The organism is Sphingomonas plantiphila, assembly GCF_046000505.1.
GTDB classification, from domain to species: Bacteria; Pseudomonadota; Alphaproteobacteria; order Sphingomonadales; family Sphingomonadaceae; genus Sphingomonas; species Sphingomonas plantiphila.
Genome location: NZ_JBELQC010000002.1, coordinates 524,389 through 545,949, shown reverse-complemented (window position 1 = coordinate 545,949; position 21,561 = coordinate 524,389). Strand labels below are relative to the sequence as shown.

Here is a 21,561-nt window from a genome sequence, read left to right as displayed (position 1 = left end):
GTTGCCATCCCCTCAACCAACCATCATGAAGGAGCCGAACTCTACCTCTGACTGGTAACAATCAGGGGCGCACGTCAAACGCGCAGCTTCTCCGGCTCCGCTGGCTTGATATGGACATAATGCACGGTGGGGGTCGCCAGGCGTGCGACTTCCCTCGCGTGATCTTTCTCCATGCGCCGCCGCTTTTCTGTTTCCCGGTCGGCGGCCTGCTGCTCGCTTTTCAGCGCGCCCTCAAGCTGCCGCCGCTTATTGGTCTGGTCTCGTGAATTGTCGGCAAGCTTCTTGCTGACAGCGGTTGCCTTAGCGGCTTCACCCAAGGCTTTTTTGCGAGCGCGTTCGGCCGAATTGAGATAGGTTTTGGCGGTGCTGGCTGATGAAGCGCGCTGCGCGGACGCAAGATGGCGACGGTATTCCTCGTCGGCCTTTGCGGCGGCGGATTCGTACCGATCCATCTCCTTACGCAATGCGTGTTCGCGGTCACGCAGGCGGTCCAGGTCCCGGCGGTAGGTATCGGATAGGGGCATGTCGTTCCTCGGGCTTTGTCCCGTTCGTTATATGTTCTGAAAGAGGGCAAGTCTATTTGAGGCGATGGTCGGAGCCGTTCGGCATCCTGTTGACCACCATGCGCCACGGTACCGTGCGCATTTCGCAAGGGCGCAAGCGGGTTCCCGCCATGCGCGGCCCTTCCGTCAGTCGTGTTCACTTGGTGGCTGGTGCGGGCGGGGGGACTCGAACCCCCACGGCCATACGGCCGACGGATTTTCTTACCAGCTACGGCTTTCGCCGCCGCTCGCTGGGCGAGCGTTTGTGGTCTGGACTATCCCTTCACCGTGCCTTCCGGGGAAGGATTAGGTGCTGCCCGTCTAGTCTCTACACCTTCCCGTTGCCGGGCTTGGCTCGGGATCGCCATGTTAAAGGGTTCCCCGAATTTGAGCAGTTCTGCATCGAGGGTTTCCCCCCGAGCACTCAAGTCATTGGCCTAAGTCCGTTGCGTCTACCATTCCGCCACGCCCGCATTGCCGGGCCGGACTATATCGGGGCGACGAATCCTCGCCAAGGACGATGTTCGATCTGTCCGCAGGTTAGGCCGGTTTTTCAGCGTCCCTGCGCTTTTTGGCTTTGCGGACGTTGACCGACTCTGCGTCGATCATATCCTTGATGTGCGAGGCGTAGTACTTCTCGATCATCTCGACGCTGGTGCGGCAGTTTTTGGCGATCTGGTAGATGTCCGCGCCTTCAAGCAGCCGCATCGAGATATAGGTGTGCCTAAGGCTGTAGGTTGTGCGAGGGGTTCCCTCGCGATCCTTCTTCATCCCCAGTTCGTTCAGGATGCTGTTGAACAGCTCTTTCTGAATTTTGGGAAAGATGAGGTCTTCGGCTTCCAGCTTGTGCCGTTTTCTCATGCGCGTGAACGGGTGGACGGCTCCGGGCATGGACTTGGCCCAGCCGGTGCCGCGTTTGCCGCGCACGGCGATATGCAGGATGCGCTCATTATTGGGGCCGTCCACGACGATCTGCACGTCTCGCACCTCCAAGCGCTTCGCTTCGTCGGGGCGAAGGCCGGTGTTGGCCATAAACAGCACATAGTCGTGCAGATCCTCGCAGGCCGTTCGCCAGCGCTCCTTCTTGGGGTTTTTGGCCCGCTCGCCCGTGGCGGTATAGAGTTCCTTGTATTCGGAAGGCGAGAACCAGGCGCGGTGCGAAATCTTGCTCGGCGCGCGGTAGGGGTCTGAAAGGTCCGGCATCAACTCGATCCAGCCATGACGCCGGGCGAATTTTAGCACCTGTCGAAGAACGACCATCTCTTGGTGCAGGGAGCTGCGGGATGGCGGCTTTCCATTACGTTCGCGAATCGCGGGATCGATTCGCTCGCCGTGCTTGCCCTTGTCGAAGCCGCCGCGAGTCATCCGATCGATTCGGTAGTCCTGAACTATTCCAGATGTGATCTCGGAAAGAACCTTGTTGCCGAAGAAGGGAAGGAGGTGGAGCCTCAGCCGCTCCTCATGCCGCTGGACATAGAGCGGGCTGCGATGGCCCTGTGTGAGTACCTTGAACTCTGCCATGAACCGCTCAGCGGAGTATCCGAATGTCTTACCCGCTTTCAGCTCGCCACGATTTGCCTTGCCCCTGAGGGTTAGAAACCAATCCTCCGCAACGTCCTTCGCTAAAGCCAAACTGCTCTGCTTGGTGCTGTGCCGATGCTGGCTGCCGCCGACGCTGGCGCGGCATTGCCAGTAGTTGCTGTTGGGACGGCGGTAGAGCTGCACCTTTCCGCCAAGGATCGAATGGACTGCTTCTGCCATGGGTAGCGCCCTCACACTGCGCTAAAATGCGCTAGCTGTGTGCTAGCGCCTCATGGTCTAAAAATGGCAGAAAACTGGGAAAAATCAAGGAAAATGGTGGCTTTTAAGTCCGTTGCGTCTACCATTCCGCCACGCCCGCGCGCACTGCGCATCTATCGGGGGTGATGCGGGGTGCCAAGCCGATTTGGCACGACGCGCGGCGCTCACACGTTGAGGCGCAGGCGCATTTCCTTGCCGGGCTTGAAATAGGGGACGCGCTTCGCTTCCACGTCGACCGCTTCCCCGGTCCGCGGGTTGCGACCGGTGCGCGCATCCCGAGCGCGCGTCGAAAAAGCGCCAAAGCCGCGCAATTCGACGCGACCGTTGGCGACCAGCCGCTCGATAATCTCTTCGAAGAAGGTATCGACGATGCGCTCGATCTCACGCGCCGACAGCTCGGGATTGTCCGACGCCAGCATCTGTACGAGTTCCGAACGGATCATGTGCCATCCCCGGTTTTCCGCTCGCGGGACGACGCCCCGCGCAATCAGCGGTATTCACTATAGGAGGAGTTAGGCGGAGTGGGAGGGGGACTTCAACGGAATCTTCCCCGATCCATCGCGGGTTCGAAGGCATCGAGCCGAACCCGTTGAAATGATTGAGCGGGGCGGGCGAGAAAAATCGCCCGCCCCGCTGCAGATCACTTCTTGTCTTCGCGCGCCTTGAGCGCTTCGCCCAGAATGTCGCCCAGCGACGCGCCCGAATCGGACGAACCGTACTGTGCAACCGCCTGCTTCTCTTCGGCGATCTGCATCGCCTTGATCGAGAAGGTCGGCTTCTTCGAACGATCGAGGCCGGTGACCATCGCGTCGAACTTCTGGCCGACCTGGTAGCGCTCGGGGCGCTGCTCGTCGCGGTCGCGACCAAGGTCGGTGCGCTTGATGAAGCCGGTCGCGCCATCGTCGCCGACCTGCACTTCGAGGCCCGCATCGCGCACTTCGAGAACGGTGACCGTGACGATCTCGTTCTTGTTGACGCGTGCCGCGCCGCCGGCTGCCGGGCTCGGCACGCCGCCGCGCTCGAGCTGCTTCATGCCCAGGCTGATGCGCTCCTTGTCCGGCTCGACTGCCAGCACGACGGCCTTGACCGTCTCACCCTTGCGATGCAGCGCCAGCGCGTCCTCGCCCGAGATGCCCCAGGCGATGTCGGACATGTGGACCATGCCGTCGACGTCGTTGTCCAGGCCGATGAACAGGCCGAACTCGGTGGCGTTCTTGACTTCGCCTTCGACCTCGGTGCCGACCGGATGGGCAGCCGCAAAGGCTTCCCACGGATTCTGCTGCGCCTGCTTGAGGCCGAGCGAGATGCGGCGCTTTTCCTGATCGACTTCCAGGACCATGACGTCGACTTCCTGCGAGGTCGACACGATCTTGCCCGGATGGACGTTCTTCTTGGTCCAGCTCATTTCCGAAACGTGGACCAGGCCTTCGATGCCCGGCTCCAGTTCGACGAACGCACCATATTCGGTGATGTTGGTCACGCGGCCCGACAGCTTGGCGCCGACCGGATACTTGCTGCCCGCGCCATCCCACGGATCGCTCTCGAGCTGCTTCATGCCGAGCGAGATGCGCTGCGTGTCGCGGTTGATGCGGATGATCTGCACCTTCACCGTGTCGCCGATGTTCAGCATCTCCGACGGGTGGTTGACACGCTTGTAGCTGAGGTCGGTGACGTGCAGCAGGCCGTCGATGCCGCCGAGATCGACGAACGCACCGTAGTCGGTGATGTTCTTGACGACGCCGTCGATCACCTGACCCTCGGCCAGGCTCTGGATCAGGCCCGAACGCTGCTCGGCGCGGTTCTCTTCCAGAACCGCGCGGCGCGACACGACGATGTTGCCGCGCTTGCGGTCCATCTTGAGGATCTGGAACGGCTGCGGCAGGTCCATCAGCGGCTGCACGTCGCGGACCGGACGGATATCGACCTGCGAGCCGGGCAGGAACGCCACGGCGCCGCTCAGGTCGACGGTGAAGCCGCCCTTGACGCGGCCGAAGATCACGCCTTCGACGCGGTTGTTCTGGCTGAACTCGAGTTCCAGCGTGTCCCATGCGGCTTCGCGGCGGGCGCGGTCGCGGCTGAGCATCGCTTCGCCGTTCGCGTTCTCGACGCGGTCGACATAGACCTGGACTTCGTCGCCGACCTTCAGTTCGGCGGGCTGGCCGGGGGCTGCGAACTCGCGCAGCGGCACGCGGCCTTCGCTCTTGAGGCCAACGTCGATGATGGCGAGATCGTTCTCGATGCCGGTGACGGTGCCGATGACGACGCGGCCTTCAAAGCTTTCTGCGCCGCCGAGCGTCTGGTCGAGAAGCGCGGCGAAATCGTCGCGCGTGGGGTTTGCCGTAGAGGCCATAAAGGGTTCAGTCCTAACTATCGTTTTTCCGGCCGGCTGGTTGGATCCAGCGGTCTTTTTTGGCCGAAATGCCGCGGCGGCCGAATGCCGGTCGCGGCGTTTTGCAGGCAGGTGAAAGGGAGGGGAGACGCTCTCGCGATGAAAAGCGAAAATGGCGCGTGGGCATAAACGCCCCGCGCCTCCCTCCACGAGCACCGGCTCGCAGAACGGGCGCGCCATAGCGCCACACTGCACGAATGACAAGGAATTCCGCAGGCGGCGCCGCCATCACGGATTATTTACCGGGCTGACGGTATTTGTCTGGCAAATAGCTTCGCGGAGAGGGATGGCCATGTGGATCGAAGACGGGCGGAGCTGGCGGTCGCTGGCGGCGGTACCGGGCCAGTACGACATTGCGCGCGACGAGGAGTCGGGCGTCCTGCGGATCAGTGCCGTCGGAATGCAGCATGCCGACCAGGTCGGGCGCTATCTCGATGTCCTCGAGCGGATCGTTCAGGAAACCCGGGCACGGTTCGGCCGGATCCGGGTGTTGTCCGACCTGCGCAATGCCCCGGTGCGAACCCAGGAAGCGGCCGACCGGATGCGTGAGGGCAATCTGCGCCTCTATCGCAGCGGTGATCGCGTGGCGCTGATCGTCGAGACCAGCCTGCTCAAGATGCAGCTGCGCCGCACCCTGATCGACTGCCAGAACATCTTCGTATCGCCCAACGCCGCCGAAACCTGGCTGATGGCGACCGACTGAGACGTGCGGGGTGCCCGCCGCCCCCGGGGAATGGGGGGATGGGGACGGCGGGCGGGGGGCTCAGGGCTTCCAGGCAGTGAAGGGCAGGTCCAGCGCCGTGGCCACTGCCTCGTGCGTGATCTTGCCCTGATAGACGTTGAGACCGTTGGCGAGGTGCGGATCGGCCGCCATCGCCTTCTCCGCGCCCAGATTCGCCAGCCGCATCACGAACGGGAGCGTCGCGTTGTTGAGCGCGAAGGTGCTGGTGCGTGCGACCGCGCCCGGCATGTTCGCGACGCAGTAATGGATCACGCCGTCGATCTCGTAGACCGGGTCCTCGTGCGTGGTCGGGCGGCTCGTCTCGAAACAGCCGCCCTGATCGATCGCGATGTCGACCAGCACACTGCCGCGCTTCATCGTGCCCAGCATTTCGCGCGTGACCAGCTTGGGCGCCGCCGCACCGGGGACCAGCACCGCGCCGATCACCAGATGCGCGTTGCGCACAGCCGCCGCGACCGCCGCCTTGCTCGCATAGGCGGTCTTGATCTGGCTGCCGAAATGCATGTCCAGTTCGGCGAGGCGGGTATTGTTGATGTCGTAGATCGTCACGTCCGCGCGCAGCCCGGTGGCCATCTGCGCCGCGTTGATCCCCGATACGCCGCCACCCAGGATCGCGACGCGCGCCGGCGCCACACCCGGAACGCCGCCCAGCAGCACGCCGCGGCCGCCTTGTTCCTTTTCCAGATAGTGCGCGCCGACCTGCACCGACATGCGGCCGGCAACCTCGCTCATCGGCTTGAGCAGCGGGAGCGAGCGATCGTTCGCCGTCACGGTCTCATAGGCGATGCAGGTCGCGCCGGACTCCATCAGGCCCTTGGCCTGTTCGGGATCGGGGGCGAGGTGGAGATAGGTGAACAGCGTGTGGCGCGGTTCGAGCAGCGCGATTTCCTGCGCCTGCGGCTCCTTCACCTTCACGATCATGTCGCTGTGCGCAAACACCTCGGCGGCGGTCGCCACGATGCGCGCGCCGGCATCGGTATAGTCGGAATCCTCGAAATCGATGCCCGTGCCCGCACGGGTCTCGATGACGACCTCATGCCCTGCGGCGGTGAGTTCGGCGACCAGCGGAGGGGTCAGGCCGACGCGATATTCGTGATTCTTGATTTCCTTGGGGACTCCGACGCGCATCGTCTCTCTCCGGACCTGATGATATCGCTTCAGAATATCGCGAACCCGTCCAGAAAATCCCTGCAAAGACTTTCGTTCCAAGCGCCTACCGTGCATGAATATCGGAAACAATCCGCACTTTCATGGAGTTTCATGCGTGATCGACCAGATCGACACCAATATCCTTCGCGCGCTCGCGTCCGATTCGCGCGCGCCGGTCAGCCAGATCGCAGGCGATGTCGGGCTCTCGCAATCCGCCTGTACGCGCCGGATCCAGGCATTGGAGGCGTCGGGGCGGATCCAGGGCTATGGTGCGCGCTTCGGCCATCGTCGGCTCGGCTTCCACGTCACCGCGCTGGTCGACATCACGCTGGGCACCCAGATCGAAGAGGATCTGGAAAAGTTCGAGCGCGCGGTCTCGGCGATCGACGGCATCGTCGAATGCGCGCTGGTGTCGGGCGGGCAGGATTATCGCCTCAAGATCTTGTGTCGCGACCTCGACGATTATGAGCGGCTTCACCGTGAGCATCTCGGTCGGCTGCCCGGGGTGGTGAAGATCAACTCCAGCTTCGTCCTGCGTTCGGTGCCGACCCGCAGCGAGGCGGATGCGCTCTTCGCAGTGACCGCATAGCTGCGGAGTTCAGCGGCTACGGTCCTTCGCGATAGGCGTATGCGCCGCCACGGGGTCGGCGCCGTTCCGCGCGACCCGTTGCTACCCCATGTTGCACGTGCTAACGGCCCGCGTTCTTTCAACGGACAGGCAATGGTCGCATGACCCCTCGCTCCCTCGCCACGGCATTCAAGTCTCTCCCGTGAGCGAGCCCAACGGAAGCCCCGAGCCGGCGACCGACTCGACCCCCGTCGACCAGCATCATCCGCATGGCCGCGAGGCCGCGCTGTGGAAGCTTGCGGTCGGCGCGATCGGAATCGTGTTCGGCGATATCGGCACCAGCCCGCTCTACGCGTTCAAGGAGACCTTTGCGGGCCACCACCCGCTCGCGCTCGATCAGGAACATATCATGGGCGTGATCAGCCTGATGTTCTGGTCGATGATGGTGGTGGTGACGCTGAAATATGTCAGCGTCATCATGCGCGCCGACAACAAGGGCGAGGGGGGCAGCCTCGCCCTGCTGGCGCTGATCAACCGGTCGAGCGGCAAGAAGCGGAAATGGACCGCGGGCATCGTCATCCTCGGCGTATTTGCGACCGCGCTCTTCTACGGTGATTCGATGATCACGCCGGCCGTGTCGGTGCTGTCGGCAGTGGAGGGCATCGCGGTCGCGGCTCCCACCTTTACCAACTGGATCCTGCCGGTCGCGGTGGCGATCCTGGTCGGGCTGTTTTCGATCCAGCGCACGGGCACCGCGCGCGTCGGCGCCATGTTCGGCCCGATCATGCTCGGCTATTTCGCGACGATCGCGACGCTGGGCACGATCAGCGTCGTCCAGACGCCCGAGGTGCTGTGGGCGCTGCTGCCGACCTATGCGATCCACTTCTTCCTGATCGACGGTCTGGCGGCGTTCCTCGCGCTGGGCTCGGTCGTGCTCGCGGTGACGGGCGCGGAGGCACTGTACGCCGATATGGGGCATTTCGGGCGCCGCCCGATCCGCATCTCGTGGCTGTGGTTCGTGCTGCCGGCACTGATGCTCAACTACATGGGACAGGGCGCGCTGCTGATGCGCGACGACGGCGCGATCGCCAGCCCCTTCTATCTGCTCGCCCCGGAATGGTTGCGCCTGCCGCTGGTCGGCATCGCGACGATGGCGGCAATCATCGCGTCGCAGGCGGTGATCACCGGCGCCTTCTCGGTCACGCAGCAGGGCATCCAGCTCGGCTTCATCCCGCGGCTGCGCATCACCCATACCAGTGCGGCGACCGCGGGGCAGATCTACATCCCGCTCGTCAACTGGGCGCTGATGATCGCGATCATCCTGCTGGTGCTCACCTTCCGCACCTCGTCCAACCTCACCGCCGCCTATGGCATCGCGGTGACCGGGGCGATGCTGATCGACAACTGCCTGATCGCGGTGGTGCTGTTCACCCTGTGGAAGTGGAAGAAGCGCTACGCGATCCCGCTGCTCGCGCTGTTCTTCGTGGTCGACCTCGCCTATTTCGCGGCGAACCTGACCAAGGTGCCCTATGGCGGCTGGTTCCCGCTGATGGTGGGTGTGATCATCTTCACGATGCTGACGACCTGGGCCAAGGGGCGGGGGCTGATGGTGGCGCGGATGCGCGAGAGCGCGATGCCGATCCAGGTCTTCATCCAGTCCGCCGCCAATTCGGCCACCCGCGTGCCGGGGACGGCGGTATTCATGACGTCGACGCCGGAAGGCGTGCCCCATGCGCTGCTCCACAACCTCAAGCACAACAAGGTGCTGCACGAACGGGTGGTGCTGCTGACCGTCAAGATCGCCGACCAGCCTTTTGTGTCGGAGGCGGAGCGCGTGACCCTGGACGATCTGGGCGAAGGCTTCCATCGGATGAAGGTCTATTACGGCTTCATGCAGGAGGCCGACGTGCCGGCCGCGCTCGCCATGTGCGGCGCGTGCGGCGGCAAGTTCAACATGATGGACACCAGCTTCTTCCTCTCCCGCCAGACGCTGCTGCCCTCCGACCATCCCGGGATGCATATCTGGCGAGAGAAACTGTTCGCCTGGATGCTGCGCAACGCGGAAGGGGCGATGGAATTCTTCCGCCTGCCCACCAACCGCGTCGTCGAGCTCGGCAGCCAGGTCGAGATTTGATCTCCGATCGCGTCGGGGGCGGGGCTCCGGCGCCGATTATCGTCTCGGCCTTGTTCGGGCGCAGCGATCAGGCCGAGTTCGACGCGCTGCGCCGGGCGCATTTTCCGCCCGAACGCAACGTGCTCTCGGCGCATCTCACGCTGTTCCACCATCTTCCGCCCTCGGCACTGGATGAGCTCAAACATCGCCTCAACGGCGCGACGCGCGGGGTGCGGGCTCCGGTGGCACGCGCGGCCGGGCTGATGTCGCTCGGTCGGGGCGTCGCGGTGCGGATCGAATCGCCGGCGCTGACGGCGATCCGGCGCGATCTGTGCGAAGCGTTTGCCGGGCTGCTCACGCCGCAGGACGCGGGCGGCTGGCGCCCGCATGTGACGATCCAGAACAAGGTCCAGCCGTCGATCGCGAAGCTGTTGCTGTCCGCGCTGTCGAAGGAGTTTCAGCCGCGTGAGGTCGAGATCGCCGGTCTGGCGACGTGGTATTATCGCGGCGGACCGTGGGAAGCGATTTCGCGGCACATGTTCGCTTGACCGTCCCGAAAACCCTGCCTATGTGCGCCGCTCTCGCTCGCGCCGGATGGCTGCGGGCCGCCTTGGTAGGGCGGAGTAGCTCAGTTGGTTAGAGCACGGGAATCATAATCCTGGGGTCGGGGGTTCAAGTCCCTCCTCCGCTACCATCCACCTATCGGCCAGCGTCGCGGCCACTATCCTCCCGCATCGCGGATCGTCTCCATCGCCACGAAGGTCGACGTGCTCGCGACATGCGGCAGGCTGGAGATGCGCTCGCCCAGCACTTCGCGATAGCGGCGGATGTCCGCCGTCCGCACCTTGAGCAGATAGTCGAAGCTGCTGGCGATCATGTGGCATTCCTCGACTTCCGGGATGCGCAGCACCGCGACGCGGAACGCCTCCAGCGCTTCCTCCCTCGTGTCGGAGAGCTTCACTTCGGCAAAGGCGATATGGTCGAGTCCTAGCCGTGCCGGATCGACGATCGCGCGAAAGCCGCGGATCACGCCGCTCGCCACCAGCCGTTTCACCCGCACTTGGCAGGGGGTCTTGGACAGCCCGACGCGCGCGGCGAGATCGGTGATCGAGATACGGCCATCGACGCGCAAGACCTCGATGATCTTGCGATCGAACGGATCGAGATCGCTGTGATCGAGCGTATGAACGCGCATCTGTCCTGCCATTCCATCCAAATGAAGGCGAAATGCAAAGCATGGGGCAGCTGAAAAGTCCATCTGCCTTTGCGAGCTTTGATATCGTGCCGCAATGACCAAGCCCTTCGCCGACTTCGCCCCGCCGATCCGTCCCGCCACGCCGCTGCGCGCCGCGATCACCGCCGCCTATCGCCGGCCCGAGCCCGACTGCCTCGCACCGCTGATCGAGGCGGCGACGCTTCCCGCCGGTACGCGGGAAGCCGCCAGGGCGACCGCGACCGGTCTGATCGCTGCGCTGCGCGCCAAGCACAAAGGCAGCGGAGTCGAGGGGCTGGTGCAGGAATATGCGCTGTCGAGCCAGGAGGGCGTCGCGCTGATGTGCCTCGCCGAAGCGCTGCTACGCATCCCCGACGCGGCGACGCGCGACGCGCTGATCCGCGACAAGATTTCCGAAGGCGACTGGAAGGCGCATATCGGCGACGGCCGCTCGCTGTTCGTCAACGCCGCGACCTGGGGGTTGGTGGTGACCGGCAAACTGACCGGGAGCGTCAACGACGCCGGCCTTGCCGCCGCACTGACCCGCCTGATCGCGCGCGCCGGTGAGCCGGTGATCCGCCGCGGCGTCGACATGGCGATGCGGATGATGGGGGAGCAGTTCGTCACCGGCGAGACGATCGGCGAGGCTTTGAAGCGCGCGCGCCCGCTCGAGGCGCGCGGCTTCCAGTATAGCTACGACATGCTGGGCGAGGCGGCGACGACGATGGCCGACGCCGACCGCTATTATCGCGACTATGAGAATGCGGTGAAGGCGATCGGCACGGCGTCGGCGGGCCGGGGTGTGGTCGGCGGGCCGGGCATCTCGATCAAGCTGTCGGCGCTGCATCCGCGCTATGCCCGCGCCCAGGCCGCGCGGGTGATGAACGAGTTGCTGCCGCGCGTGAAGGCGCTGGCGGTGCTCGCCAAATCCTACGACATCGGCTTCAATATCGACGCCGAAGAGGCCGAACGGCTCGAACTGTCGCTCGACCTGCTCGAGAGCCTTGCGCTCGATCCCGACCTGACGGGCTGGGACGGGCTCGGCTTTGTGGTGCAGGCATATGGCAAACGCTGCCCGTTTGTGATCGACTGGATTATCGACCTTGCCCAGCGCGCCGGGCGGCGGATCATGGTGCGGCTGGTCAAGGGCGCCTATTGGGACGCCGAGATCAAGCGCGCGCAGGTCGACGGGTTGCCCGACTTCCCGGTCTACACCCGAAAGGTCCACACCGACGTCGCCTATATCGCCTGCGCGAAGAAGCTGCTCGCGGCCAAGCGCCACGTCTTCCCGCAATTCGCGACGCACAATGCCCAGTCGCTGGCGACGATCTACCATCTCGCCGGGCCGGATTTCACGATCGGCGACTACGAGTTTCAGTGCCTGCACGGCATGGGCGAACCGCTGTACGACGAGGTCGTCGGGGCGTCGAAGCTCAACCGCCCGTGCCGCATCTATGCGCCCGTCGGCACGCACAAGACGCTGCTCGCCTATCTCGTCCGCCGTCTGCTCGAAAACGGCGCCAACTCCTCCTTCGTCAACCGCATCGCCAATCCCGAAGTGTCGATCGCCGAACTGGTCGCCGATCCGGTCGAAACCGTGACGGCAATGGACGCGCCCGGGTCGAAGCATCCGATCATCGCGCTGCCCCGCGACCTGTATGGCGAGCGACCGAACTCGGCCGGCATCGACCTGTCGGACGAGACGGTGCTGGCCGAATTGGGCGAAAAGCTGCGCGAGAGCGCCGAGATTGGCTGGGTCGCACAGCCGGCGGACGGGCAGGGCAAGGCACGCCCGGTGGCCAACCCGGCGGACGCGCTCGACATCGTCGGTACGGTTATCGAAGCCAGCGAAGAGGCGGCATCGCGCGCAGTCGTGACCGCTGCGGCCGCTGCGGCAGAATGGGCTGCCGTCCCGGTGACCGACCGCGCCGCCTGCCTCGACCGTGCGGCGGACCTGATGCAGGTGCAGATGCAGACGCTGATGGGTCTCGTCATGCGTGAGGCGGGCAAGTCCGCGCCCAACGCCATCGCCGAGGTGCGCGAGGCGATCGATTTCCTGCGCTATTATGCGCAGCAGGCGCGCGCCACGCTCGGTGCGGCACACACGCCGCTCGGCCCGGTCACCTGCATCAGCCCGTGGAATTTTCCGCTCGCGATCTTCATCGGGCAGGTGTCCGCCGCGCTCGTCACTGGCAACCCGGTGCTCGCCAAGCCCGCGGAAGAAACGCCGCTGATCGCCGCGCAGGGCGTCGCGATCCTGCACGCGGCAGGCATTCCCGCGAACGTCCTCCAGTTGGTTCCCGGCGACGGGCGCATCGGCGCGGCGCTGGTCGCGGCGCCGGGCACGCAGGGGGTGATGTTCACCGGATCGACTGAGGTTGCCCGGATCATCCAGAAGCAGCTTGCCGGCCGCCTGGCGGATGACGGCTCGCCGATCCCCTTCGTCGCCGAGACCGGCGGTCAGAATGCGATGATCGTCGACAGCTCCGCGCTGGCCGAGCAGGTGGTGGCCGACGTGATCGCCTCGGCGTTCGACAGCGCCGGCCAGCGCTGTTCGGCGCTGCGCGTGTTGTGCCTGCAGGAGGACGTCGCCGACCGGATCCTGGTGATGCTGAAGGGTGCGCTCCACCAATTGTCGATCGGCCGCACCGACACGCTCGCTACCGATATCGGCCCCGTCATCACCGCCGAGGCGCAGGCCACCATCCTCAAGCATGTCGAGCGGATGCGCGGCATGGGGCGTGCGGTCGAGCAGATCGATCTCGCCGGCGAAACCGGGCAGGGGACCTTCGTCCCGCCGACGATCGTCGAGATCGACGCGATTGCCGACATCGAACGCGAGGTGTTCGGCCCGGTGCTGCACGTCATGCGCTACCGCCGCCGCGACCTCGACCGGGTGATCGATGCAATCAACGCGACCGGTTACGGCCTCACTTTCGGGCTGCATACCCGGCTCGACGAGACGGTCGAGCATGTCACGCAGCGCGTCGAGGCAGGGAATCTCTACATCAATCGCAACATCATCGGCGCGATCGTGGGGGTGCAGCCGTTCGGCGGGCGCGGGCTCTCGGGCACCGGGCCCAAGGCGGGCGGGCCGCTGTACCTCAGCCGTCTGGTCAAGGCACCGACGGTGCCGCCAGGCATCGAATCCGCGACCGCTGATCCGGCACTGCGCGACTTCGCGCTGTGGCTCGGCGAGAAGGACGCTGTCGCGCGCGAGGCGGGCGAGGCGTCGCTGCTCGGCGCGCAGGTCGAGCTTCCGGGTCCGGTGGGCGAAGCCAATCTCTACGGCATTCACCCGCGCGGCCGGATCCTGCTGTTCCCGCGCAACGGCCACGAACTGCTCGACCAATTCGCCGCCGTCCTTGCCACCGGCAATCACGCGGTCGTAGCGAACGGCAATTTCTGTCGCGCGCTGAAGGGCGTGTCTGACCGCGTCTGGGCCCGGATAGAGTTCCCGTACGACTGGCGCAGCGCGGGACCGTTCGCGGGCGCGCTGCTGGGCGGTGACGAAGCGACGCGGCTGCAGGCGCTGGCCGACATCGCAGCACTGCCCGGACCGATCGTCCTGGTTCAGGCCGGAACGCCCCGGCTCGACTGGCTGGTCGAGGAGGTCTCGACCTCGATCAACACCACCGCAGCGGGCGGCAACGCCAGCTTGATGGCGATGGCGTAATCTGATGCGAGGCCGGCGCCGTTCGCGCCCAGCGACCGAAAAGACTCTGGAGGCCCGAGCCGGAATCGAACCGGCGTGCAAGGATTTGCAGTCCTCTGCGTAACCACTCCGCCATCGGGCCTCGGGAGCGAGGGCGCGATGTGCGCGGGGCGCATCGCCATGTCAACCGCCATATCGAGCGGACCCCGTAAAATTGCGTGGCGACCTTGCTTGGCGTGGCGCGCTGCACAAGATACAAGCGCGCGAGCGAACAAGTGTATTGCATGACTAAAACAGTTGTGCGAACAAGGGCTGGAGTGATGATGAACGCAACCGCCGAAACCCATGGCCATGAGGCCGCCCGCGCCGCGATGGTGGTGAGCCAGCTGCGTACCAGCGGCGTCAGCGACGCGCGCGTGGTCGCGGCGATGGCACAGGTCGAGCGCGAAGCATTCCTGCCCGAATCGCAGCGCGCGCTGGCCTATCGCGACCGCGCGCTCCCGCTCGGCAATGGGCGGATGCAGAACCCGCCGCTCGCCACCGGCCTGCTGCTGACCGAGGCGAAGATCGCACCGGGCGACAAGGTGCTGATCGTCGGCGCCGCAGGCGGCTATGCGGCTGCGGTCGCGGCCAGGCTGGGCGCGGTCGTCACGGCGGTAGAGGAGGACGCGGCGCTCGCCACCACCGCGCGATCCGCCCTCGACGGCGTCGTTGAGACGGTCGAGGGGCCGCTCGCCGCCGGAGCCGCCGCGAACGCGCCCTATGACGTGCTGCTGATCGACGGCGCGGTGGAACAGATTCCGACGGCGCTGGTCGAACAGGTGCGCATCGGCGGGCATGTCGTCACCGGCGTCATCGATCGCGGCGTTACCCGCCTTGCCACGGGCGTGCGGACCGAGGGTGGTTTTGGCCTGACCAGTTTTGCGGACGTCGAATGTGCGCCCTTGCCCGGCTTCGACAAGCCGCGCGGCTTTCAGTTCTGAAGAAAGAGAATCTGATGCGATTGAGCCTGATCCTTGCCGGCGTGAGTGCAGCCGGTCTGACGTTGCCCGCGCTGGCCCAGACGACTCCGCCGGCCGCTCCGGCGCCGGTCGGAATCGCGCCAGCCGCGCAACCGACCGAGACGCTGCGCGAAGCGATGGTCAAGGCGTATCGCACCAATCCGGACCTGACCGCCGAACGCGCCAATCTGCGCGCGACGGACGAGAACGTGCCGATCGCGCGCTCCCGCGGGCTGCCCGGCGTGTCGACGACCAGCAGCTATAACGAGAATCTCTACGACACCGACGACAGCGGCGTTTCGCCGCCGCGCCAGGGGACAGTCGGCGTCAACCTGAGTGTCCCGGTCTTCTCGGGCGGCTCGGTGCGCAATTCGGTGCGCGCCGCCGAAACGCGGGTCGAAGCCGGTCGGGCGGGGCTGCGCAGCGTCGAATCACAGCTCTTCACCGATGTCGTGTCGGTCTATCTCGACGTGCTGCGCGACGAGGCGACGGTTCGCCTGAACCAGCAGAATGTCCGCGCGCTCGACGTCAACCTCCAGGCGACGCGCGACCGGTTCGAGGTGGGCGACCTGACCCGTACCGACGTCGCCCAGTCCGAGGCGCGGCTCGCACTGGCGCAGAGCCAGTTGCGCGGCGCGGAGTCGCGGCTGATTTCCAGCCGCGAGAATTATATCCGGGTCGTCGGCACCGCGCCCGGCGAACTGGCCTCGCCGCCACCGCTGGTCGGCCTGCCCGCCAATCCCGACCAGGCCGTCGCCACGGCGCTGGAGGAGAACCCGTTTCTCGAAGGCACGCGCAAGGCGCGCGAAGCGAGCGGCTATGACGTACGCGTGGCGCGCGCCGCCCGCCTGCCGACAGTGAGTGTCGGGGTCGGCGGCGATTACTATAACCGCTTCGGGTCGATCCCGGGCCCGGGCCAGGCCGCCGGAATCCGCAATGACGGCTTTGCGACTTCCGCAGGCGTCAGCCTCAGCCTGCCGCTGTTCCAGGGCGGCCGCCCGGCCGCACAGGTTCGCCAGGCACAGGCACGCGAATCGGCGGCAATCGAGCAGGTCACCGCGGCCGAGCGCGGGGTGATCGCGCAGGCGCGTTCCGCCTATGCCGTGTACCAGTCGGCGCTGCGTGTCATCGAAAGCAGCCGGATCGCGGTGGACGCCAACCGGCTGAGCCTGGAAGGCGTTCGTGCCGAGAACAGCGTCGGCACCCGCACGATCCTCGATATCCTGAATGCCGAGCAGGAACTGCTCAACAGCCAGGTGCAGCTGGTGACGGCGGAGCGCGACGCCTATGTCGCCGGCTTTGCCGTGCTCGCCGCGATGGGCCGCGCGGAGGCTGAGGATCTGGGACTGGACGGGGGGCCGCTCTACGATCCGGTCGCAAACTACAATCGCGTTCGCGGTAGCCTTTCCGACTGGCGCGACGATGCGAAGCCCGAGGCTGAGGCTACGCGGACGGTGGATACCCCCGCGCAGACCCCGGTTGTTTCCGGGCCGATCGATCCGCAGCCGCGCTGAACGGTTGACAGACCCATTGTAATTCCCACAGGTGGCGGGCTCGCCGATTCCTGGTTAACACCGCCTTGGTCTGATAGGGATGACGAATGGGGGACGTAAGCAACGAGCCGTCGATGGAGGACATCCTGTCGTCCATCAAACGCATCATCGCCGAAGAGGGCGATGCTGCGGTCGCGAGCCGTCCGCGCCGTCCGGCTCGGCCTACGCAGCCCGCTCCCGTCGATGACGATGAGATCCTCGAACTGCGTGAGCCCGTGCCCAGTGAAGCTGCACAGCCTGAACCGCGCCGCGCGCCGCGCGAAACGCCGCGTGTCGACCTGCGCGACATCGAACCGGAGCCGGCCGCCGCGCCACAGCCGGTGACCGCCGAATCGATCCTGTCGCCCACCACCGCCGAAGCGACGCGCGGCCGGCTCGAGGCGCTGTCGCGGCTGGTGGTAAAGCCCGACGTCCAGGGTAGCGACACGCTGGAGGGCATGGTGCGCGAGATGATCCGCCCGATGCTGCGCGAATGGCTGGATGCGAACCTCCCCCGCATGGTCGAGGAAATGGTCCAGCGCGAAATTTCCCGGATCGCCGGCGGGCGCGACTGAGCCTGCGTCCGACTTGCCTAACGTGTTCGGCCCGTTAGAGGGCAGGGCATGAGCGAACTTCCGAAGACCTTCGACCCCGCCGATATCGAGCAGCGCTGGTACGCGTACTGGGAAGCCAGCGGCCTGTTCCGGCCCGAGCGTCCGGGCGCGCAGCCCTGGACGATCGTCAACCCGCCGCCCAACGTCACCGGCTCGCTGCATATCGGCCATGCGCTCGATAACACGCTGCAGGACATTCTCGTCCGCCATGCGCGGCTCAAGGGCATGGACGCGCGCTGGGTCGTCGGGACCGACCATGCCGGCATCGCGACGCAGATGGTGGTCGAGCGCCAGCTCGCCGAGCGGCAGGACAAGCGCACCAACTATTCGCGCGAGGACTTCATCGACCTCGTGTGGAAGTGGAAGGAAGAAAGCGGCGGCACGATCACGCGCCAGCTTCGTCGCCTCGGCTGCTCGATGGACTGGTCGAACGAGCGCTTCACCATGGACGAGGGCTTTTCGAAGGCCGTGCTCAAGGTGTTCGTCGATCTGCACCGGCAGGGGCTGATCTATCGCGACAAGCGGCTGGTGAACTGGGACCCCAAGCTCAAGACCGCGATCTCGGACCTCGAAGTCGAATCGCGCCCGGTGCAGGGCCATATGTGGCACTTCAAATACCCGCTCGCGGGCGGGGAAACCTACACCTATGTCGAGCGCGATGCCGACGGCACGATCGTGCTGGAAGAAGAGCGCGACTATATCGCGATCGCGACGACCCGGCCCGAGACGATGCTGGGCGACGGCGCGGTCGCGGTGCACCCTGACGACGAGCGCTACCGCCCGATCGTCGGCAAATTGTGCGAGATCCCGGTCGGCCCCAAGGCGCTGCGCCGCCTGATCCCAATCATCACCGACGAGTATCCCGATCCCGAGTTTGGATCCGGCGCGGTCAAGATCACCGGCGCGCACGACGAAAACGATTATGGCGTCGCGCAGCGCAACGGCATCCCGATGTATCGTCTGATGGACGAGAATGCCGCGATGCGCGCCGACGGCGACCCCTATGCCGTGACGGCGGCGCGTGCGCAGGAGATCGCGGAGGGTGCCGCGTGGACCGGCGCCGAGGTCGACGCACTCAACCTCGTCCCCGACGCCTATCGCGGGCTGGACCGCTATGAAGCGCGCAAGCGCGTCGTCGCGGACATCGATGCCGACGGCCTGATGATCATGGTCGAGGACAAGCAGATCATGCAGCCGTTCGGCGACCGCGGCGGCGTGGTGATCGAGCCGATGCTGACCGATCAATGGTATGTCGACGCCGCGACGCTGGCGAAGCCGGCGATCGAGGCGGTGCGCTCGGGCGCGACCAAGGTCGTGCCGAAGTCGTGGGAAAAGACCTATTTCAACTGGATGGAGAACATCCAGCCATGGTGCGTCAGCCGACAGCTTTGGTGGGGCCACCGCATCCCGGCCTGGTATGCCGAGGATGGTCGCATCTTCGTCGCCGAGACCGAGGAAGAGGCACAGGCGCAGGCGGGGCAGGGCGTTGCGCTCAAGCGTGACGAGGACGTGCTCGACACCTGGTTCTCCTCCGCGCTCTGGCCCTTCGCGACAATGGGCTGGCCCGATGCGAGCGATCCCACGCTGGGCGGTCGCTACCCGAACGACGTGCTGATTTCCGGGTTCGACATCCTGTTCTTCTGGGATGCGCGGATGATGATGCAGGGCTTGCACTTCATGAAAGACGTGCCGTTCAAGACCTTGTATCTCCACGGACTTGTCCGCGCGGCCGATGGGCAGAAAATGTCCAAGTCCAAGGGCAATGTCGTCGACCCGCTGATCCTGATCGATAAATACGGCGCCGATGCGCTGCGCTTCTTCATGGCGGCGATGGAGAGCCAGGGCCGCGACGTGAAGATGGATGAGAAGCGCGTCGAGGGCTATCGCAACTTCGCGACCAAGCTCTGGAATGCGGCGCGGTTCGCTCAGTCGAACGGCATCCGCGCGAGCGAACATGTCGAGCCGCCCGCCGCCACGCTCGCGGTCAACAAATGGATCATCGCAGAGACGGTTTCGACGGTGCAGGCGATGGACCTCGCCTTTGCCGACCATCGCTTCGACGGCGCGGCCAACACGATCTACCAGTTCACCTGGAGCCGCTTCTGCGACTGGTATCTCGAGCTGATCAAGCCGGTGCTGCAGACCGAAGGCGCCGAGGGTGCCGATGAAACCCGCGCCGTCGCGGGCTGGGTTCTCGACCAGATCCTGGTCATGCTCCACCCGTTCATGCCCTTCATCACCGAAGAGCTGTGGTCGAAGATGGGCGAGCGGCCCGACTATCCGATCATCACCGCGAAATGGCCGATGGCCGACGCCCGCGCGCTCGATCCCGAGGCGGCGCAGGAGATCGACTGGCTGATCCGGCTGGTGAGCGAGCTGCGCGCCGCGCGGACCGAGCTCAACGTGCCGCCGGGCGCGCGGCTCGCGCTGCACGTCCGCGACGCGCATGCCGAGACGCTGGAGCGGCTTGTGCGCCAGAACGCGGCGCTCGGTCGTCTCGCCCGCGTCGATCGCGCGGAAGGCGAGGCTCCTGCGGGCGGCGCGCTACAGATCGTGGTGGACGAGGCGACGTTCGTTCTTCCGCTCGAAGGCGTGATCGACCTCGACGCCGAACGCGCGCGCCTGACCAAGGCGATCGCGGCGGCGGAGAAGGAGCGCGACAGCCTCAACAACCGCCTCTCGAACCCGGCCTTCGCCGAAAAGGCCAAGCCCGAAGCGGTGGAGAAGGCGCGCGCCGACCACGCCGAGAAATCGGCCGAAGCGGCACGGCTGCAGGCGGCGCTGGGCCGGCTGGGCTAAGGCGCGGCTCTGCGCGGGATGGTGAGCGCGGCGACGATCGCGCTCGCAATCGCCAGCATGGCAGCGGCCGCCATCACCAGCCGGTAGCCGTTCGCCACATTGCCTTCAGCGTCCGCGCCGAAGGCGATGCCGAGCGCCGCCACCGCGAGCAGACCGCCGACGCGCGCCGCCGCATTGTTGATCCCGCTCGCGGTGCCGTCGGCCTCGTCGGGCACGGCGTCGAACACGGTGGTGGTGAGCGGCGCGACCGTGATGGTCATGCCGAGCGCGACCACCAACAGGCCGGGCAGATAGCCGGTCCAATAGCTAGCCATCCCGCTCGACCAGGCGAGCAGCGCGAAGCCGCAGGCGGTCACGGCAGGCCCGGCAATCAGCATGGTGCGCGCGCCGATCCGCTGGCCAAGCTTCCCCGCCAGCGTCGAACCCGCGCCCATCACGATCGAAAAGGGCAGGAACCCCGCGCCGGCCGCAGTCGCGCTGAACCCCAACTCGCGGATCAGCGCGAAGGGTAGCACGAAGAGCCCCGCCGACAGCCCGGCATAGAGCAGCACGGTCAGCAGGTTGGCGCCGGAAAAGGCGCGGCTGGCGAACAGGCCGAGCGGCATCATCGGCGCCGCCGCCCGCCGTTCGACCCACAGCAGCAGGGCGACCAGGGGAATCGCGCCGAGCAGGGCGATGCCGCCGGTCGCGTGCGCGCCGTTGCCGAACGCGATCAATCCGTAGCTGAGCGCGCCCAGCGCAGCGACGGCGAGCGCAGCGCCGGCCCAGTCGATCGGAGCGTCGCCGTTGCGCTCGCGGTCGGCGGGCAGGCCGCGTGCCAGCAAAAGCGCGACCGCGGCGATCGGGAGGTTGATGAGGAAGATCGCGCGCCAGCCGGCAATATCGACCAGCCATCCGCCGAGCGGCGGGCCGAGCGCAGTAGTGATCGCGCCCGCCGCCGCCCAGGTGCCGATCGCCGCGCCGCGCGCCTCGCCGGTATAGGCGCCGCTGATGATCGCGAGGCTGGCGGGGGTGAGCAGCGCGGCGGCCGCGCCCTGCACGATCCGCGCGACGATCAGCAGCGCTTCGTTCGGCGCGACCGCGCACCCGAGCGAGGCGAGCGCGAAACCCGTCAGCCCCCAAATGAACACGCGCCGCCGCCCCAGCCGGTCGCTCATCGCCCCGCCGATCAGGATCAACGCGCCGAGCATCAGCATATAGCCGGTGACCACCCACTGCACCGCGGCCAGTCCGGCACCGAAGCTCGACTGGATCGCCGGCAGCGCGACATTCACCACCGATCCGTCGATAAACCCCATGGAGGATCCCAGCACCGTCGCCGGCAGCACCCATCGCGTCGCGGACGTGGCGCCGGATTGCGCCGCCGGGGCGGGGCTATCGCCGGGCAGTCGGTGGGGACCCAGCATCGCGTTCCTCCTCGTGACGGTGCGCAATCCCGTTGCGC

The 21,561-nt window shown here is 66.1% G+C and carries 16 protein-coding genes and 2 tRNA genes; 10 read left to right on the top strand and 8 right to left on the bottom strand.

What is annotated here, in order from left to right; genetic code table 11:
• Positions 1–74 precede the first annotated feature (74 nt).
• From ABS767_RS14895 to rpsA, 4 genes are all read right to left on the bottom strand, one after another.
• Entirely contained in the window at positions 75–524 is a 450-nt protein-coding gene (locus ABS767_RS14895) for a hypothetical protein (RefSeq protein ID WP_408079723.1), read from the bottom strand.
• 558 nt (positions 525–1,082) lie between these two features.
• Complete coding sequence (locus ABS767_RS14890; RefSeq protein ID WP_408079721.1) at positions 1,083–2,303, bottom strand: tyrosine-type recombinase/integrase; 1,221 nt, start codon at positions 2,301–2,303, stop codon at positions 1,083–1,085.
• Between the two features lie 203 nt (positions 2,304–2,506).
• Positions 2,507–2,785 carry an integration host factor subunit beta gene (gene ihfB, locus ABS767_RS14885; protein WP_408079719.1) on the bottom strand — a complete coding sequence of 93 codons (279 nt, stop codon included), beginning with the start codon at positions 2,783–2,785 and terminating at the stop codon, positions 2,507–2,509.
• A gap of 197 nt (positions 2,786–2,982) precedes the next feature.
• On the bottom strand, positions 2,983–4,692 hold the full coding sequence (rpsA, locus tag ABS767_RS14880) for a 30S ribosomal protein S1 (protein ID WP_408079717.1): 1,710 nt from the start codon (positions 4,690–4,692) through the stop codon (positions 2,983–2,985).
• 331 nt (positions 4,693–5,023) lie between these two features.
• Between rpsA and ABS767_RS14875 the strand changes: the two genes are divergently transcribed.
• Entirely contained in the window at positions 5,024–5,434 is a 411-nt protein-coding gene (locus ABS767_RS14875) for a hypothetical protein (protein WP_408079715.1), read from the top strand.
• Positions 5,435–5,494: 60 nt separating this feature from the next.
• Here ABS767_RS14875 and ald read toward each other — a convergent pair whose 3' ends face one another.
• Positions 5,495–6,601, bottom strand: a complete 1,107-nt coding sequence (gene ald / locus ABS767_RS14870; RefSeq protein WP_408079713.1) for an alanine dehydrogenase — start codon at positions 6,599–6,601, stop codon at positions 5,495–5,497.
• A gap of 136 nt (positions 6,602–6,737) precedes the next feature.
• Here ald and ABS767_RS14865 point away from each other — a divergent pair, with 136 nt between their 5' ends.
• The 4 genes from ABS767_RS14865 to ABS767_RS14850 all read left to right on the top strand — a co-directional run bounded on the left by ABS767_RS14865 (position 6,738) and on the right by ABS767_RS14850 (position 9,997).
• On the top strand, positions 6,738–7,211 hold the full coding sequence (locus tag ABS767_RS14865; RefSeq protein ID WP_408079711.1) for an Lrp/AsnC family transcriptional regulator: 474 nt from the start codon (positions 6,738–6,740) through the stop codon (positions 7,209–7,211).
• 181 nt (positions 7,212–7,392) lie between these two features.
• Complete coding sequence (locus tag ABS767_RS14860) at positions 7,393–9,324, top strand: potassium transporter Kup (protein ID WP_408079709.1); 1,932 nt, start codon at positions 7,393–7,395, stop codon at positions 9,322–9,324.
• Complete coding sequence (locus ABS767_RS14855; protein WP_408079707.1) at positions 9,321–9,851, top strand: 2'-5' RNA ligase family protein; 531 nt, start codon at positions 9,321–9,323, stop codon at positions 9,849–9,851. Before ABS767_RS14860 ends, ABS767_RS14855 begins: the two co-directional genes overlap by 4 nt.
• 69 nt (positions 9,852–9,920) lie before the next feature.
• Positions 9,921–9,997: transfer RNA gene (locus tag ABS767_RS14850), tRNA-Met, on the top strand.
• A 27-nt stretch (positions 9,998–10,024) separates the two neighbouring features.
• On the opposite strand, the gene ABS767_RS14845 is transcribed toward ABS767_RS14850, so the two are convergent.
• A complete protein-coding gene (locus ABS767_RS14845) occupies positions 10,025–10,498 on the bottom strand; it encodes an Lrp/AsnC family transcriptional regulator (RefSeq protein ID WP_408079705.1) in 474 nt (157 codons plus the stop codon).
• Between the two features lie 94 nt (positions 10,499–10,592).
• Between ABS767_RS14845 and putA the strand changes: the two genes are divergently transcribed.
• On the top strand, positions 10,593–14,192 hold the full coding sequence (gene putA / locus ABS767_RS14840; RefSeq protein WP_408079703.1) for a trifunctional transcriptional regulator/proline dehydrogenase/L-glutamate gamma-semialdehyde dehydrogenase: 3,600 nt from the start codon (positions 10,593–10,595) through the stop codon (positions 14,190–14,192).
• 47 nt (positions 14,193–14,239) lie between these two features.
• Here the strand turns inward: putA and ABS767_RS14835 are convergent.
• A tRNA-Cys gene (locus ABS767_RS14835) sits at positions 14,240–14,313 on the bottom strand.
• 181 nt (positions 14,314–14,494) lie between these two features.
• Between ABS767_RS14835 and ABS767_RS14830 the strand changes: the two genes are divergently transcribed.
• The 4 genes from ABS767_RS14830 to ABS767_RS14815 all read left to right on the top strand — a co-directional run bounded on the left by ABS767_RS14830 (position 14,495) and on the right by ABS767_RS14815 (position 20,117).
• Positions 14,495–15,154, top strand: coding sequence for a protein-L-isoaspartate O-methyltransferase family protein (locus ABS767_RS14830; RefSeq protein ID WP_408079701.1), 660 nt, complete (start codon positions 14,495–14,497; stop codon positions 15,152–15,154).
• A 14-nt stretch (positions 15,155–15,168) separates the two neighbouring features.
• On the top strand, positions 15,169–16,686 hold the full coding sequence (locus ABS767_RS14825; protein WP_408079699.1) for a TolC family outer membrane protein: 1,518 nt from the start codon (positions 15,169–15,171) through the stop codon (positions 16,684–16,686).
• A gap of 86 nt (positions 16,687–16,772) precedes the next feature.
• Positions 16,773–17,279 carry a DUF2497 domain-containing protein gene (locus ABS767_RS14820; protein WP_408079697.1) on the top strand — a complete coding sequence of 169 codons (507 nt, stop codon included), beginning with the start codon at positions 16,773–16,775 and terminating at the stop codon, positions 17,277–17,279.
• A gap of 48 nt (positions 17,280–17,327) precedes the next feature.
• Entirely contained in the window at positions 17,328–20,117 is a 2,790-nt protein-coding gene (locus ABS767_RS14815; protein WP_408079695.1) for a valine--tRNA ligase, read from the top strand.
• Here ABS767_RS14815 and ABS767_RS14810 read toward each other — a convergent pair.
• Positions 20,114–21,523, bottom strand: a complete 1,410-nt coding sequence (locus ABS767_RS14810) for an MFS transporter (protein WP_408079693.1) — start codon at positions 21,521–21,523, stop codon at positions 20,114–20,116. The genes ABS767_RS14815 and ABS767_RS14810 overlap by 4 nt on opposite strands.
• Between the last annotated feature and the right edge of the window lie 38 nt (positions 21,524–21,561).

Excerpts from the sequence above, each read along its gene's own strand:
- putA (WP_408079703.1), top strand. The coding sequence starts at position 10,593 with ATGACCAAGCCCTTCGCCGACTTCGCCCCGCCGATCCGTCCCGCCACG.
- ABS767_RS14815 (WP_408079695.1), top strand. The coding sequence starts at position 17,328 with ATGAGCGAACTTCCGAAGACCTTCGACCCCGCCGATATCGAGCAGCGC.
- rpsA (WP_408079717.1), bottom strand. The coding sequence starts at position 4,692 with ATGGCCTCTACGGCAAACCCCACGCGCGACGATTTCGCCGCGCTTCTC.
- ABS767_RS14820 (WP_408079697.1), top strand. The coding sequence starts at position 16,773 with ATGGGGGACGTAAGCAACGAGCCGTCGATGGAGGACATCCTGTCGTCC.
- ald (WP_408079713.1), bottom strand. The coding sequence starts at position 6,601 with ATGCGCGTCGGAGTCCCCAAGGAAATCAAGAATCACGAATATCGCGTC.
- ABS767_RS14825 (WP_408079699.1), top strand. The coding sequence starts at position 15,169 with ATGCGATTGAGCCTGATCCTTGCCGGCGTGAGTGCAGCCGGTCTGACG.
- ABS767_RS14845 (WP_408079705.1), bottom strand. The coding sequence starts at position 10,498 with ATGCGCGTTCATACGCTCGATCACAGCGATCTCGATCCGTTCGATCGC.
- ABS767_RS14875 (WP_408079715.1), top strand. The coding sequence starts at position 5,024 with ATGTGGATCGAAGACGGGCGGAGCTGGCGGTCGCTGGCGGCGGTACCG.
- ABS767_RS14890 (WP_408079721.1), bottom strand. The coding sequence starts at position 2,303 with ATGGCAGAAGCAGTCCATTCGATCCTTGGCGGAAAGGTGCAGCTCTAC.
- ihfB (WP_408079719.1), bottom strand. The coding sequence starts at position 2,785 with ATGATCCGTTCGGAACTCGTACAGATGCTGGCGTCGGACAATCCCGAG.
- ABS767_RS14810 (WP_408079693.1), bottom strand. The coding sequence starts at position 21,523 with ATGCTGGGTCCCCACCGACTGCCCGGCGATAGCCCCGCCCCGGCGGCG.
- ABS767_RS14830 (WP_408079701.1), top strand. The coding sequence starts at position 14,495 with ATGAACGCAACCGCCGAAACCCATGGCCATGAGGCCGCCCGCGCCGCG.
- ABS767_RS14895 (WP_408079723.1), bottom strand. The coding sequence starts at position 524 with ATGCCCCTATCCGATACCTACCGCCGGGACCTGGACCGCCTGCGTGAC.